Here is a 13,243-nt window from a genome sequence, read left to right as displayed (position 1 = left end):
ATGGACGACGAACGTCGCACACCAGTTGAAGGAAAATCGGTCGTGCCGCTTTTACCGCTGCGCGATATTGTGATTTTTCCTCATATGGTTGTTCCTCTTTTTGTAGGTCGGGAAAAATCGATCGCGGCGCTGGAAGAAGCGATGAACAAAGAAAAGGACATTCTTCTTGCGGCTCAAATTAATGCCAAAACAAATGATCCGAGAAGAGAAGACATTTTCGAAGTCGGAACACTCTCTTCGATTATTCAGCTTTTGCGCCTTCCTGATGGAACGGTCAAAGTGCTGGTGGAGGGGAAGAAGCGTGCGAGGATTACGCAATATATCGACAATCCGAATTATTTTTTAGTTGAAACAGAGACGATTGAAGAACAGGCGGAACTTGATGTCGAGAGTGAAGCTCTCATGCGCGGTGTCAAGTCGACGTTTGAACAGTATGTGAAGCTGAATAAGCGCATTCCTCCAGAAATGCTGGCAAGTGTTTCAACGATCGATGATCCTGCGCGTCTTGCAGATACAATCGTTGCGCATTTGTCGTTGAAGCTTCCTGATAAACAGAAAATTTTAGAAGTCGTGAGTCCAACCGCGCGTTTGGAAAAACTGCTCAGTCTCATGCAATCGGAAATTGAAATTTTGCAAGTGGAACGCCGCATTCGCAGTCGCGTAAAAAAGCAGATGGAGAAAACACAGCGCGAATATTACCTCAACGAACAGATGCAGGCGATTCAAAAGGAACTCGGAGAACGCGACGAATTCAAAAGTGAAATTCAAGAAATCGAAGAGAAAATTAAAAAGAAAAAACTTTCAGCCGAAGGTCGCAGTCGAGTTGAGAAAGAATTAAAAAAACTCAAGATGATGAGTCCGATGTCTGCTGAAGCAACTGTTGTTCGCAATTATATCGACTGGATTATCTCACTTCCCTGGGGAGAGATGACGCCTGATAAACTTGATATTACACAGGCGGAGAAAATTCTCGAAGATGATCATTATGGTTTGAAGCAACCCAAAGAACGTATTCTTGAGTATCTTGCGGTCTTAGCTCTGGTCGAAAAAATGCGCGGACCTATTCTCTGTTTTGTCGGTCCTCCAGGAGTCGGAAAAACCTCGCTTGGCCGTTCGATTGCGCGCGCCATGGGACGAAAATTTGTGCGTCTGAGCCTCGGTGGTGTTCGTGATGAAGCGGAAATTCGGGGGCATCGACGCACGTATATCGGAGCTCTTCCAGGGAAAATTATTCAGAGTTTAAAAAAAGCGGGAGCTTCAAATCCTCTTTTTCTGCTCGATGAAATCGATAAAATGAGTATGGATTTTCGCGGTGATCCGAGCGCGGCCCTTTTGGAAGTTTTGGATCCAGAACAAAATCACACGTTCAACGATCACTATCTCGATCTCGATTATGATCTTTCACATGTCATGTTCATCACGACAGCGAACACGCTTCCGTCCATTCCAGAGCCGCTTCGCGATCGTATGGAGATTATTCGTATTCCAGGCTATACGGAAATCGAAAAGGTTCACATTGCACAGAAATATCTGGTTCCAAAACAGTGTGAAGAAAATGGGCTGACAGAAAAAAATATCGCGTTTACCGAATCAGCCATCAAGATGATCATCCGACGTTATACGCGAGAAGCAGGTGTCCGTAACCTCGAGCGCGAAATTGCCGGTGTCAATCGTAAAGTCGCGCGTGATGTGGCGAAGTCAGGAGATAAGACTCAATTTGTCCGCATTACTCCAAAGAAAGTCGAACATTATTTAGGTGTCCCCAAATTTAAATTTGGTTTGGCAGAAGAATTGGATCAAGTGGGAATCTGTACTGGTCTTGCGTGGACAGAAGTTGGTGGTGAACTTCTCACGACAGAAGTGACGATTATGCCTGGAAAAGGAAAGATGATTGTCACCGGAAAACTCGGCGAAGTGATGAAGGAGTCAGCACAAGCAGCGATGAGTTATGTTCGTTCGCGTGCAGAAATTTTGGGTTTAGAAAAAGATTTCTACGACAAGATCGATATTCACATCCATCTTCCGGAAGGTGCGATTCCGAAAGATGGGCCTTCGGCCGGAATTACGATGGCTACTGCTGTTGTTTCTGCGCTTCTCAAAATTCCTGTTCGTAAGGATATTGCGATGACCGGCGAAATTACACTGCGTGGTCGAGTCTTGCAGATCGGTGGTCTCAAGGAGAAGTTACTTGCGGCTCATCGCGGAAAAATCAAAGAAGTTCTGATTCCTATCGACAATAAACAAGATCTCAAAGAGATTCCAAAACGCATTCTCAAAGAGCTTAAGGTTTCAACTGTTGAACATATGGATGAAGTTTTGGAAAAAGCACTGATCATTCCGCCTGATCATCCCTTCTTCAAAAAGAAGGGAGAAAAAAAGGAAGAGGAATCTCTCCCTCAAGTGGCGAAGAAAAAACGAAATAATATTCCGGCTGTTGTTGTGCCACATTAATTTTCTTGTCATTCCTGAAAGGGTTCGTTAGTCGATGCTCAAAAGAAAGGACATCGACATGACAAACTCTTTTGGCTTGGATCATCTGGGATTTACTCCCAAAAAAGAAATTTTTCACAACCTCACAGTTGATGAACTGATCACGCAATCGCTTCAGCGCGGTGAAGGCGTGCTTGCTGAAAATAAAGCGCTTGTTGTGAGTACAGGAGCAAGGACCGGTCGTAGTCCAAAAGACCGCTTTGTTGTTCAAGATGTCGTGACGCAGCCACAGCTCTGGTGGGGGAGTGTGAATCAACCGATCACCCCCGAAGTTTTTGAACGTCAATGGAAGCGTGCGCTGGAGCACCTTTCACAGCGAGATCTTTTTCTTTTTGATGGTTTTGCAGGAGCTGACAAAAAATATCGCTTGCCGGTTCGTGTCGTTACAGAAAAAGCGTGGCAGAGTCTTTTTGCTCGAACGCTTTTTTTGCGACCAACCAAAGAAGAACTTTCAACGCACAAAGCGGAGTTTACGGTTGTCAATGCATGCGGGCTTCCCGCCATTCCAGGACAAGATGGCGCGACCTCCGATGTTTTTATTGGACTCGATTTTTCAGGAAAACGTGTTTTGATTTTGGGAACGCATTATGCAGGTGAAGTAAAGAAAAGTATTTTTGCGATTCTGAATTATTTGCTTCCACAAAAAAATGTTTTTCCCATGCACTGTTCCGCAAATGTCGGAGCAAAAAAAGACACCGCTCTTTTCTTTGGTCTTTCAGGCACAGGAAAAACAACGCTTTCCGCTGATCCCACACGTCGACTTATTGGCGATGATGAGCATGGTTGGAGTGAGACTGGCGTCTTCAACTTTGAAGGGGGTTGTTACGCAAAAGTCATCAATCTTTCAAAAGAAGCGGAGCCCCAGATTTGGAATGCGATCGGACATGGAAGTGTTTTAGAAAATGTGGTGATCGATCCAAAAACAAAAGCGGTCAAATATGAAGATGGTTCGATGACGGAAAATACGCGAGCAACGTATCCAGTTGATAATATTCCGAACTGTGTTCTTTCTGGGGTTGGCACGGAGCCAAAGAATATTTTCTTTCTCACCTGCGATGCGTACGGCATTCTTCCTCCAATCGCGAAGTTAACACCGGAAATGGCCATGTATCATTTTCTCTCTGGTTACACCGCGAAAGTTGCGGGAACCGAAGCTGGCATTACCGAACCGCAAGCGACCTTCTCGCCCTGTTTTGGTGGACCTTTCCTGCCACTGCATCCAGCAAAATACGCTCATATGTTAGGTAAAAAATTAGAAAAGAGTAGCGCTCGCTGCTGGTTGGTGAATACGGGTTGGAGTGGTGGACCGTATGGTGTTGGCAAACGCATGAAAATTCAACTAACGCGTTCGCTCTTGGATGCAGCACTTACAGGAAAATTGGAGAACGTAACAACAACTCCTCACGAAATTTTTCAAGTGCTCATTCCCAACGAAGTCCCAGGTGTTGAGAAAAATCTTTTGCACACTCGAAACACATGGACTGATAAAACTGCCTATGATGCAAAAGCCAAAGAACTCGCCGCGATGTTTTCCAAAAATTTCGAGAAGTACGCCTCCGAGGCAAGTCCCGCCGTGAAGGCCGCCGGCCCAAAATATTGAGGATTTTTTCCAAATAAGTGCCGTGCACTTAATTCCGCGGATTGTCATCCTCGCGCAGGCGGGGATCCAGGAGAGGAAATCTCTGGATTCCTGCTTTCGCAGGAATGACACATGACTTTCGACGTTGATCATGGCATTTTATTCATCATGCAAACCAAAAAAAATACTATTTCTCTTTTTAAAGATCTTCTTTCCCAAACACAAAAAGCTACTGCAAAGAGAGCTTTTGCGGCATTAAGAAAAATGCGTGGGAAGATAAATCTTCGAATTGACCTTAAGAAATTTCGTAAAGATCGCTAACAATACTAACCATCACTTGCAGGTTCGGTCAGACAATCAGCGTGACCAATAAGTGTCAGACACTTATTGGTCATTTTGGGCCACGTTACTCAATCGGACAATCTTCGCGGCAATTGCAGATATTTTCAATGGGACCGCAGGTTCCATCACCGCAGGTGCTGCAGGCAGAGAGATAGGGTGGCGGAAAGACAGCTGGATATGCTTTGCACTGAGAGTCTTCAGTGACATCTTCTTCAATCGTAATACTTTGAAGCTCCTCACAACAGCCAATAGCTCTGCTTTCCGTGTCAGAAATATAATCACTCACCTGAAATTCATCTAAACAGGTTGTGTTTTGATTTGGGGTTCGGCACGTCACGGTCATTTTATTTTCAGTGATATCAGTTACGTAATCGGCAAGTCCTTCACAGCAGATATTCTTTGTAGATCCACGTCCACCAATCCTCACCTGTATCGATTCATTATTCTGGAGACAAGTTCTCGGCTTTGCTCCTGAACAATCATCCGGACAGTTGCAATCGTTTTCAATGATGCCGCATGCGCCGTCGCCGCAGGCTGAACAAGCTTCGGCGATTGGTGGAGGATAGCTTTCAGGAATTGCAGGACAGTTATTGATGCCGTCTTGAGAAATGATGCGTTGCATAAGAAGGGTAGGTCTGAGTCCTGCGCAACACTGAGGATTTTGGTCGGGATGGGCAACGTCATAGTTATACAGATAAAATTCGTTGACACAGTCTTTTCCAGCTTCTGGGATACGACACTCAATGTAAACAAATTGTGAAGTTGCATCGAGAATATATTGGCTTAACCCTTCACAACAAAAGTTGACCACTTCTTCACGTGAAAGAGTTCCATCATCAAAAGGTAAATGAATTTGTTCACCTTGTTTCAAACAAACTTCTGGTGGCAAAGGTGTTGGTGGGGTTGGCGTCTCTGCAAGGCAATCTGTTGGGCAATTGCATTTATTTTCACCGAGTCCACATTGTTTATTTCCGCATGCAGTACAGACCATGGGCTCGCTCATGTAATCAATGAAGACCGGACACGTTCCATCTGGTTGCGGACGTACATTCAAGGCAAGTGGTTGTAATCCCGCGCAACATTTACCTTCCATAATATATGTTTCGTTTTCGACCGTGCAGGCGATAGGTGGCGCTGGAGGGTTAATATCAAAATCTGTTCCTGGCTTTTGGAGCTTTTCCAATTCAGCGTTATGGCAACCACCGATGCCCGTTGTTGATCCCCACAGAAAAAGAGCGAAAAGAAGAGAAAAAGTACGTTTCATAGATGTCTCCTGTAGAAAGGCCTAACGCATCACTTATCGCTTTGGAAGTTTAAAAGTTGCTTTTTATTTCAAGGCTTTTTATAGGGGATAACCAACATTTGGGGAGATTTTACGTGAGTGACAGGCGTTATTTATGGCTGCGAAGACTCCATTCCTTCTTAGGTTTTTTCCCGTTTGCGATTTTTTTGATTCAACATTTCACGTTTAATTCCTTTATCTTTAAAAGTCCTCAGGCCTTCGACAATCTCGTCAAAACAACGCAAGAATTTCCACTTATCATTTTTTTAGAAGTAGGCCTTCTTCTTCTCCCTATCGCTTTTCACATCCTTCTCGGTTTTGTGATTATGTATTCCGGTTCAGCGAATGTCACTTCGTATAATACCTATCGTAACTGGATGTATCTGATGCAACGGGTTACAGGCTTCATTGCCGTTCCTTTTCTTCTCTATCACGTCTGGATGACGCGCATGCAGGCGGTGTTTACCGGACATCATGTGACCGCTTCGTATATGCATGATTATTTCTCCACCGGTGGAGTGAAAACATTTTATATCATCGGAATTTTGGCAGCGACGTTTCACATGGCCAATGGCATTGCGACGATGCTGATCACGTGGGGTATTACGGCGAGTAAACGTTCGCAAAATATTGTCTCGATGACTTCATGGGTTCTTTTTCTCGGAATGGCGCTATGGGGGATTAGTTTAGCATTCGCATTTTGAGCAAACTGGTGAAATTTTTCTCGCAGGGGGCATTTGACTGAGGCGCGTCGATGCGATGTAAAAGAACGTGCCGAAGGAAACAGAAGACGCGAGGAGCATAACCGCAGCGTCTGTACCCCGAGAGAAAAATTTCACCAGTTTGATGAATACAGAAAGTATATGACAATAAAACCAAAAATCATTGTTGTTGGTGGAGGACTTGCTGGTCTCACTGCCGTCATTAAAGCCGTCGACGCTGGCGGGAGTGTTGAACTCTTTTCGATCGTTCCCGTGCGCCGCTCTCACTCTGTCTGCGCGCAAGGTGGTATCAATGCAGCCCTCAATTCAAAAGGGGATGGGGATTCTCCTGAAGAACATTTTCGCGACACCTGTTATGGCGGCGATTTTTTAGCGCATCAATCTCCAATCCGCGCGATGTGCGAAGCTGCACCAGGCATTGTCTATCTCTTCGATCGCATGGGAGTTCAGTTCAATCGCACCCCTGAGGGGATGATCGATCAGCGCGCATTTGGCGGGGCGAAAAAACGCCGTACGGCGTTTGCAGGTTCTACGACAGGACAACAGCTCATGTATGCGCTTGATGAACAGGTGCGACGATGTGAAGTGATGGAGCAAGTTCAGAAATATGAGAACTGGGAATTTATGTCGCTGATTCGCGATTCCGAAGGACGTTGTCGCGGGATCACCGCGATCGACTTGAAGAGCATGGAGACAAGAGCATTTCCCGCAGATGCGGTCATCTTAGCGACGGGCGGCTATGGAACGCTGTACGGTCGGTGCACCGGTTCGACCCACAACAACGGAGCAGCAGCTTCGCAAGCGTATCTTCAAGGAGCGATTTTTGCGAATCCCGAGTTTGTCCAAATTCATCCGACGGCAATTCCTGGGTACGACAAGATGCGTCTTATGTCGGAGGCGTGTCGTGGCGAGGGTGGCCGCATTTGGGTGCCGCGCAACGGAAAGCCCTGGTATTTTTTAGAAGAGTGGTATCCCGCTTATGGAAATACTGTTCCTCGCGACATCGCCTCGCGCGCGATTTGGAAAGTGGTGAAAGAGATGGGGCTAGGTGTTGACGGACAGGAAGTCGTCTATCTTGATCTCACCCATATTGATCGCAAACGTTTGGAAGCTCGGCTTGGCGGTATCATCGAAATTTATGAAAAGTTTGTCGGAGATGATCCCCGCCGCACGCCGATGAAAATTTTCCCCGCGGTTCACTACACCATGGGCGGACTCTGGGTTGATGACAAACACATGACCAATATTCCAGGATTTTTTGCGGCAGGTGAAGTCGACTATCAATATCATGGCGCCAATCGTCTCGGTGCAAACTCGCTCCTCTCCACCATTTACAGTGGCCAAATTTCAGGGCCTGCGGCCGTTACTTATAGTAAGGGAGTCAGCAAGCCGACTGCAGAAATTTCATCGTCGGTTTTTCAAGAAGAAAAAGAGAGACAAGATACCTGGAATCGAAAACTTCTCAATTTGAATGGCTACGAAAATTCGCGAAAGATTAAAAATGATCTTGCCGATGTGATGACCAATAATGTCTACGTTGAGCGTCACAACCCACATCTTGAAACCGTGAATGGAAAAATCGATGAACTCAAAGAACGATTTCTTCACTGCTCTATTGCAGATAAAGGGATGTGGGCAAATGATCAGCTTCCGTTTATGCGATCGCTCTGGGTTCAATTTGAGCTCGGTCGCATTGTAGCGCAAGGAGCGCTCAATCGGAATGAAAGTCGCGGAGCACATTATAAACCTGATTTTCCGAAGCGTAATGACGCCGAATGGATGCGAACAACAAAAGTTTCGTACGCTGAGAACAAACCGGTTTTTGATTACAGCGAAACAATTATGATCGACGGTGTTGAACCGATCGAGCGAAGATATGATGTGGAGAGAAAATAATTTTTGTCATTCCCGCGAAAGCGGGAATCTCAAGATATGCAGGAGATTCCCATTTTCATGGGAATGACAGGAGTGAACATGGATACCATTAGAGTCAAAATTAAACGCCAGGATAGTCCAAAAGATCTTTCCTATTGGGAATCGTTTGATGTTCCTTATCGACCTTCGATGAATATCATTATGCTCCTCATGCTCATTCAGGAAAATCCGGTGAATACCGATGGCCTTCGCTCGACACCTGTTGCATGGGATTATTCTTGTCTCGAAGAGGTGTGTGGTTCATGTCCCATGCTGATTAACGGCCGGGTGCGTATGTCCTGTTCAACGCTCGTGGATCACCTTACCCAGCCTATTGTCCTTGAGCCAATGTCTAAGTTTCCGGTGATTCGTGATTTACGGGTTGATCGTTCGCGTATGTTTGAAGCGCTCAAAAAAGTGAATGCATGGGTAACGGTTGATGGTTATCACAACCAGGGTCCAGGTCCGCGTCTTTCACCAGAAGATCAGCAACGTGCCTATCGATTTTCAAAATGTATTATGTGCGGTTGTTGTTGCGAATCGTGTCCTCAATATAATGATCGCTCAGCATTTATGGGAGCTTTTGCTATTGGCCAAGTCGCGCTTTTGAATCAACATCCTCTCGGAAAAATGGAAGCAGGGAAGCGTCTGGAAGCTGTCATGGGCCCGGGTGGCATCGCCGATTGCGGTAATGCGCAGAACTGCGAAGCCTATTGTCCTAAAGGTATCCCTCTTCTCGAAGCCATCGCCACGGTTGGCTGGGATGTGACGAAGTATGGGATCAAAAAATTCTTTCGTGGGTAATTTTCATTTCCGATATTCTTTGGGTCATGCCCCCCTCGAATTTTTTAGACATGTATAGTATTGAAAATAATCAGCAACGTTTTCATGAAGCATCCGAAGAGGTGAAAGAGAAATCATACAAAACAGAAAGGAAACCGTTATGTTTGCCGGAGGAATACCAGGGATGATTCATTGCTGGAACGCAGATGAAAAACCGTTTACTCTTAAGGATTTAAATGAAGATGGAAAACCTGAAACATATAAATCTTGGACTCAATATTGCACAGAAGGTGGTCCTTATAAAGAGAAGCTGTTTTCTGAATCTGGAGAAACCACATACACTTATAGTGAAACAATTCCAAGGAATGATGTTGCACGTACTGATCCAAGATATCGGTCGCAATCGCGTGACTATCTTCGATTCGTGAGTGAGGCTAATCTTTATCATGCAAATAATAAAGTATTTCATCAGGGCGATGCGGTAACATGTCAGGGAATATATGGTCGCCTTGAGGAGGTTGCTTACAGGGTCAACGAAATCAATCCTACAGACTCTCAAAGGATAGTTCATCTCTATGGCATTCCCGAAGACATTGATCTTGCGAAGTGCACGGTTACATCTGATGTAGCTACCCTTCTTGCAAAAACAAAACGCCTTGCTGATGAGTTGCGAGCAAAAAATCCGGATCTTAAGACTTTAGTTTCAACGACTGAAGGCAAGAGAATCTTTGATCGGCTTATTCTCAGAACCGTTGACAGAGCGCTTCCAAAGGCTGATGTCTATGGGGGTAAACTTTTGGCTTCCCGCATTTGTCAAGAACTGGGTATGAAACCTGAATCTGCACTACTGGATCAAATTTTTATACACCGAGCAATCATACTTGCTCATCAGCGTGAACTCGCCAAACTTGAAACCGGAAAATAAAGATTCATTTTTCTACTCAACCCCAATTACCTGAAAGCCTTCGGCCTTTGCAGCGAGGCCTAAAACTTTATCGTGTGTTGCAAAGATAAAATCATTACCGTGAGCTCGCCATAAAAGTGCAGTCGCAAGATGAAAAGCATCGAGTGTTCCAAGTGGCAAGGAGAAAGGTTCTTCCGTTCGCTCTTGCACGCGGGGACTCAGCGGAAGAATGCCGACATGCGCAAGCACTGATTGAAGTGCCGTTAATCTCTGAGCAACTTTTTCTGGAGTGAGCATATGTTTGGAACGCAAACGATCAATCGTCCGCAAACATTCAATGCGCAATAATCGACTTGAAAACCCTTGTTTGATCTTGCTCCACTCTCGAAGAGGATGAGCTTCACCAAAAATCTTGCGAAGGATGATGGAACTATCCAAATAACAAATCACCGCTTTCGTCTTTCACGAAGAAGTTCCTCAACCGCTGAAATATCTCCGTTCGCCTCTGGAAAAGAGAGAGAAGAGAGTTTTTCATAACCCTTAGGAGGATGAATGAGATCCCACTTTTCGTCATTTTTTTGATCGTAAGGAATGAGTCGTCCAATAGGAGTGTCGCGATCCGTGACGACTACTTCCGCGCCACGCCGAACACGCTTGAGATAGGCACTTAAACGATTGCGAAGCTCACCGACTTTGACTGAGATGACCATAGCCAAATTTAGCCATAAAAGGCTAAATAAGGCAAGAAATGATTTTCATCTCCTATAGGTTACGATAAACGAATGTTATCGTTAACTATGGCCTATGATATTTTTCTGAGGCCTGCTTGCAAAGATGTCATCGCGAGCCCGAAGGGCGTGGCGATCTCCCGAAGAACACTAGTAGCGGGAGATTGCTTCGTCGCTTTGCTCCTCGCAATGACATATGAGGGCTTTGCAAGTACTAGAAGATCGGTTTTTTGCGGTAATTTTTTAATTCACCGAAAGGCCCACATCAATTGCGGCATGACGTTGATCCTTGTCCAGGGTCACAAATAACTCGAGTCCACCATTCTGCTGAAACCACTGTGCGGTTCGAAGATGAATGAGGTCACTTGTTCTCGGTGTTCGAACAGGGGGATAGAAGCCGGTCAAGCAGAGATCGATGGTGAGATCGCGCAAGAGAAAAGATTCCAAATCAATCTTCAGTTGATTCATGGCTTTTCGATACTCTTCCGTCGTGAGTATTTTTTCTCGACTGAGTCGAACGAGATTTCTCTCCGCTTCTGCAAAGAGAAGAACACTAGAACAGAGGATGTGATGCCTCAAAAGTTTCTCAAGAGCCAAAGCCTCTTTTTCGCCGAGAAGAATGCCAAGATAGACCGACGTGTCGATATAGGCTCGCTTTTGCGTCATTTGCTTTTTTCCTCACGATCCTCCTGTAAGACCTCGAGCCACTTTCCGCTACTTGCTTCCTTGAGTACTGGTTTCAACGCTGTTTTCCCGATCTGTTTTCCGACATGGAGATGTTCTTGTCCTGCCGGCCACAGTTCTACATAGGGGCGATTGTGCTTGGTAATATGAATGACTTCACCGCCTGCAGCTTCTTCTGTCCAATGGGAAAGATTCTCTTTTAGTTCTTTAAGGGGTACTTTTTTCATAATAAAAAGATACTTTAAAGAGTACTTTTTCTCAAGGAAAAAGTTACTTGAGAAAATTAAAATTTTTTTCAAAATTGATTTGTCTAACTATTTGAACTACAAGTCAAAAACCTAAATCTCAAAAACTTTAAAATTAAAAAGAAATATCGCGAAACTCTTTTTGAATGAGGACGATATTACAAGTAGCGGTGAGGGGATATTATTGAAGAGGAGATCTTATGGCCGTCCCAACAGCAATAGAAGATGCCGGAAAACTTTCCAAGAGGATGATAGAGATTTCAGCAGGACCTGTTGGACGTGGTCCTTTTGAAGGAAGCGAGGTGAGGGCCTATTCCATTGACCAAGGACCAATGATGAATGGTGAAGGAAAACAGATACCTCTTGCTTCTCCACCTGCTGAAACTCGTTATGACGTGGTAAGATTTGATGCACAAGGAACTCCTCTTCCTCTTTCCAAGGGGTTGACAGAGGTGGAAGTAAGGAAAGCGTTTCAAAAGTGGAGTCCTACGTTTGATGTGCGAACAAATCCAGGTTTCAGAGCAATTCCCATTGTTGTTGCGACTGAAAAAATGCCTTCTTTGCCAAAAGGTTTTGATGGCCCACGTCAGCCATTAGTCTTTGTCCCTGGAAGACAAAGAGATGTGGATGGAAAGAGAGTTCTCGGAGCAAAAGAAATATGTGAGCGTAGGGGTTTACGTCTACCGCTTCCTGCTGAAGCAGCGCGTGCCGCTGGTGGGCCGCAACAATTTCTGCATTCATCGAGCGATGGGACGTTGAATCGTCTTGCCATTCACTCTTGTGCTCGGGATCAATCCCATAAAAGAGGAGAAAACTGTCCTCAAACGACACGAGATGTAGGAGCTCAAGCAGAAAAAGGAGTGTATGTCTCTTGGCCTCAATCAGATGGGACGATGGCCGAATATTTCGATGGAAATGGGAACGTTTGGATATGGGCGTATGAAAATGGCGCTTATTATATATGTGGCGGTTCCTGGTACGTCAACGATCCAGAGGGCTTGGGGGCTGGGTACTGTTTCGAGTACAATCCAGAGGGCTTCTACTACGATTTTGGCGTTCGTTGCGCGTCGTCCTAGGGCTCCAAACAGAAATAACGTTACCTTTTTCCTTTGATTTTTTACCCTTGGCCGTGTTTCACCAAAGCACGGCCATTTTATGTCTTCACCTCAAATTATCACCAAAGTTTATGACTTGTTACTGTATGTGATTCCTCAGATCGCAAAATTTCCCCGGCTGCAACGTTATCTTTTGGGAGATCGATTGGAGCTTTTGTTTTTCGACATCCTATAGTGCTTTAACTTTTCATGAGTACGATGTCATTCCTGCGAAAGCAGGAATCCAGATGTTTATCATCCTTTCTGGATCCCCGCCTACGCGAGGATGACAATACCCTAGTTGAAAGTTAAACGACTATACCTACGTTACACGGATGACTTTGTCCTCTTTCACGAGAGCAAATATCTTTTATGGTCTGCAAAAACACAAATTCAGGAACATCTTCGGACGCTTCACTTGGAGCTTCATGAAAACAAATGCAGAATTTTCACCACCAATAAAGGTATTCCTTCAT

The 13,243-nt window shown here is 45.0% G+C and carries 12 protein-coding genes and 1 pseudogene; 8 read left to right on the top strand and 5 right to left on the bottom strand.

Translation table 11 applies throughout. The annotated features are described in order from the left end of the window. From A3C46_01985 to A3C46_01975, 3 genes and pseudogenes are all read left to right on the top strand, one after another. Positions 1–2,337, top strand: a pseudogene (locus tag A3C46_01985) (endopeptidase La). A 172-nt stretch (positions 2,338–2,509) separates the two neighbouring features. Continuing rightward, positions 2,510–4,090 (top strand): phosphoenolpyruvate carboxykinase (ATP), encoded by a 1,581-nt coding sequence (locus A3C46_01980; protein OGQ23486.1) that lies wholly within the window; start codon positions 2,510–2,512, stop codon positions 4,088–4,090. A 111-nt stretch (positions 4,091–4,201) separates the two neighbouring features. Beyond that, on the top strand, positions 4,202–4,390 hold the full coding sequence (locus tag A3C46_01975; GenBank protein ID OGQ23485.1) for a hypothetical protein: 189 nt from the start codon (positions 4,202–4,204) through the stop codon (positions 4,388–4,390). 85 nt (positions 4,391–4,475) lie between these two features. On the opposite strand, the gene A3C46_01970 is transcribed toward A3C46_01975, so the two are convergent. Beyond that, positions 4,476–5,675 (bottom strand): hypothetical protein, encoded by a 1,200-nt coding sequence (locus A3C46_01970; GenBank protein ID OGQ23484.1) that lies wholly within the window; start codon positions 5,673–5,675, stop codon positions 4,476–4,478. A gap of 113 nt (positions 5,676–5,788) precedes the next feature. Between A3C46_01970 and A3C46_01965 the strand changes: the two genes are divergently transcribed. The 4 genes from A3C46_01965 (at position 5,789) to A3C46_01950 (ending at position 10,037) form a co-directional block, all read left to right on the top strand. Next, positions 5,789–6,397, top strand: a complete 609-nt coding sequence (locus A3C46_01965) for a hypothetical protein (GenBank protein OGQ23483.1) — start codon at positions 5,789–5,791, stop codon at positions 6,395–6,397. A 159-nt stretch (positions 6,398–6,556) separates the two neighbouring features. Beyond that, the gene (locus A3C46_01960; protein ID OGQ23482.1) at positions 6,557–8,311 is read left to right on the top strand and encodes a succinate dehydrogenase flavoprotein subunit; all 1,755 of its coding nucleotides are present in this window, start codon (positions 6,557–6,559) and stop codon (positions 8,309–8,311) included. A gap of 36 nt (positions 8,312–8,347) precedes the next feature. Then, positions 8,348–9,133, top strand: a complete 786-nt coding sequence (locus A3C46_01955; GenBank protein ID OGQ23481.1) for a succinate dehydrogenase iron-sulfur subunit — start codon at positions 8,348–8,350, stop codon at positions 9,131–9,133. A 139-nt stretch (positions 9,134–9,272) separates the two neighbouring features. Further along, positions 9,273–10,037 (top strand): hypothetical protein, encoded by a 765-nt coding sequence (locus tag A3C46_01950; GenBank protein ID OGQ23480.1) that lies wholly within the window; start codon positions 9,273–9,275, stop codon positions 10,035–10,037. A 12-nt stretch (positions 10,038–10,049) separates the two neighbouring features. Here the strand turns inward: A3C46_01950 and A3C46_01945 are convergent, their stop codons facing one another. From A3C46_01945 to A3C46_01930, 4 genes are all read right to left on the bottom strand, one after another. Then, positions 10,050–10,466: a hypothetical protein gene (locus A3C46_01945; GenBank protein OGQ23479.1), complete on the bottom strand. Its 417-nt coding sequence runs from the start codon at positions 10,464–10,466 to the stop codon at positions 10,050–10,052. After that, a complete protein-coding gene (locus tag A3C46_01940) occupies positions 10,463–10,726 on the bottom strand; it encodes a hypothetical protein (protein ID OGQ23478.1) in 264 nt (87 codons plus the stop codon). Before A3C46_01940 ends, A3C46_01945 begins: the two co-directional genes overlap by 4 nt. 261 nt (positions 10,727–10,987) lie before the next feature. Next, complete coding sequence (locus tag A3C46_01935) at positions 10,988–11,410, bottom strand: hypothetical protein (protein OGQ23477.1); 423 nt, start codon at positions 11,408–11,410, stop codon at positions 10,988–10,990. Beyond that, positions 11,407–11,655 carry a hypothetical protein gene (locus tag A3C46_01930; GenBank protein OGQ23476.1) on the bottom strand — a complete coding sequence of 83 codons (249 nt, stop codon included), beginning with the start codon at positions 11,653–11,655 and terminating at the stop codon, positions 11,407–11,409. Before A3C46_01930 ends, A3C46_01935 begins: the two co-directional genes overlap by 4 nt. 218 nt (positions 11,656–11,873) lie before the next feature. Here A3C46_01930 and A3C46_01925 point away from each other — a divergent pair, with 218 nt between their 5' ends. Continuing rightward, positions 11,874–12,749 (top strand): hypothetical protein, encoded by an 876-nt coding sequence (locus tag A3C46_01925; GenBank protein OGQ23475.1) that lies wholly within the window; start codon positions 11,874–11,876, stop codon positions 12,747–12,749. Positions 12,750–13,243: the final 494 nt, after the last annotated feature.

It is taken from the genome of Deltaproteobacteria bacterium RIFCSPHIGHO2_02_FULL_44_16, from assembly GCA_001798185.1.
In the GTDB taxonomy this organism is placed as follows: domain Bacteria; phylum UBA10199; class UBA10199; order 2-02-FULL-44-16; family 2-02-FULL-44-16; genus 2-02-FULL-44-16.
The sequence above is the reverse complement of the archived record's forward strand: the minus strand, read 5'-3'. Positions and strand labels throughout refer to the sequence as shown.

Coding starts and splice junctions, on each gene's coding strand:
- A3C46_01980 (OGQ23486.1), top strand. CDS start 2,510: ATGACAAACTCTTTTGGCTTGGATCATCTGGGATTTACTCCCAAAAAA.
- A3C46_01970 (OGQ23484.1), bottom strand. CDS start 5,675: ATGAAACGTACTTTTTCTCTTCTTTTCGCTCTTTTTCTGTGGGGATCA.
- A3C46_01975 (OGQ23485.1), top strand. CDS start 4,202: ATGACTTTCGACGTTGATCATGGCATTTTATTCATCATGCAAACCAAA.
- A3C46_01925 (OGQ23475.1), top strand. CDS start 11,874: ATGGCCGTCCCAACAGCAATAGAAGATGCCGGAAAACTTTCCAAGAGG.
- A3C46_01955 (OGQ23481.1), top strand. CDS start 8,348: ATGCAGGAGATTCCCATTTTCATGGGAATGACAGGAGTGAACATGGAT.
- A3C46_01950 (OGQ23480.1), top strand. CDS start 9,273: ATGTTTGCCGGAGGAATACCAGGGATGATTCATTGCTGGAACGCAGAT.
- A3C46_01960 (OGQ23482.1), top strand. CDS start 6,557: ATGACAATAAAACCAAAAATCATTGTTGTTGGTGGAGGACTTGCTGGT.
- A3C46_01940 (OGQ23478.1), bottom strand. CDS start 10,726: ATGGTCATCTCAGTCAAAGTCGGTGAGCTTCGCAATCGTTTAAGTGCC.
- A3C46_01935 (OGQ23477.1), bottom strand. CDS start 11,410: ATGACGCAAAAGCGAGCCTATATCGACACGTCGGTCTATCTTGGCATT.
- A3C46_01930 (OGQ23476.1), bottom strand. CDS start 11,655: ATGAAAAAAGTACCCCTTAAAGAACTAAAAGAGAATCTTTCCCATTGG.